This is a genomic window from Nocardiopsis sp. TNDT3 (genome assembly GCF_003427465.1).
In the GTDB taxonomy this organism is placed as follows: Bacteria; Actinomycetota; Actinomycetes; order Streptosporangiales; family Streptosporangiaceae; genus Nocardiopsis; species Nocardiopsis dassonvillei.
On record NZ_QPFC01001193.1, the window covers coordinates 1 to 1,403 of the forward strand.

Genomic DNA, 1,403 nt, shown 5'->3' on the forward strand with positions numbered 1-1,403 from the left:
CACCCCCACCCTGAGGTTGGTACCCATGGCCAAGCCCGCCGTCGAAGACATCGTCGCGCTCCTCCCGGCGCAGCAGGGGATCCTCTTCCACTCCCTGTACGACGAGGCCGACCGGTCGCAGTACACGCAGCAGGTGGCCGTCGACATGGACGGGCGCCTGGACGCGGAGCGGCTGCGCCGCGCGGCCCAGCGGCTCGTGGACCGGCACGCCGCCCTGCGCACGAGCTTCCACCAGAGGCGCGACGGGGAGACCGTCCAGGCCGTCAGGGAGACCGCCCCGGTCGCGTGGGCCGAACACGTGGTGGAGGGGGAGGACTTCGACGGGGAGTGCCGGGAGATCGTCGAGAAGGACCGCCGAGTCGCGTTCGATCTGGAGCAGGCACCGCTGGTCCGCTTCCTGCTCTTCTCCACCCCGGGGGGAGACGCCTGGCGCCTGGTCCTGAACCAGCACCACATCGTCGTCGACGGATGGTCCACCGACGTGCTCCTCGACGACCTGTTCACCCTCTACCAGGAGGGCCCGGACGCGCCCTCGCTGTCACCGGCGGCCCGCTTCTCCGACTACGCGCGGTGGTTCTCCGCGCAGGGGAGGGAGGAGAGCACCCGGCTGTGGCGTGAGGAACTCAGCGGGGTCGAGGGACCCACGCACCTGGACCTTCCGGGGGGAGAGGACGGGCCCGCGGCCTCCGACTCCGGGCAGGTGAGGTTCGAGGTCGACGCGAAGGTGTCGGCCGCCGTCGAGTCCCTGTGCGCCGAGCACCGGGTGACGGTCAGTACGTTCGTCCACGCGGCGCTGTCCGTTCTGCTGGCCAGGCTCATGGGGAGGTCGCAGGTGGTCTTCGGAGCCACCAGCCATGGACGCGACCCCCGCTTCGACGGTGTGGAGGGCATGGCGGGGCAGTTCGTGACGACGATGCCGGTGCGGGTGGACCTCACCGACGCCACCGCGTTCGGTGAGCTGCTCGGGGCGCTGCACCGCAGGCACCTGCGGCTGCTCGGCCACGAGGACCTCGGGCTCTTCGCCGCCCAGGAGGCGGCCGGGATCTCCGGTGAGCTGTTCAACGTGATGGTGACGTCCGAACAGTACGCGGGGGCGTTCCGGGGCGACGCGGTCGACGGGTTGCGCATCACGCGGCCGGAGGTGACGAACGCTTCCCACTACCCGCTGGTCCTCGCCTACCGGACCGGACCCGCGTTCGGGTTCGACCTGAACTTCCGGACCGACTCCTTCGACGAGGGCACGGTGCGGCTGATGGGCGAGCGTTTGCTGCGGGTGGTGGAGCAGGTGTGCGCCGATCCCGGATCGGCGGTCGGCGCGCTTGAGGTCCTGGTCCCGGGGGAGGGGGCCCGGTTGCGCGCCTGGGGCACGGGCCCGACCACCGCGCACACACCGGGCACCATCG

The 1,403-nt window shown here is 71.5% G+C and carries 1 protein-coding gene; it reads left to right on the plus strand.

Annotated elements, in window-relative coordinates; genetic code table 11:
- Positions 1-25: 25 nt before the first annotated feature.
- A partial coding sequence (locus tag DQW06_RS25680; protein WP_232833155.1) for a condensation domain-containing protein occupies positions 26-1,403 on the plus strand: 1,378 nt, incomplete at its 3' end.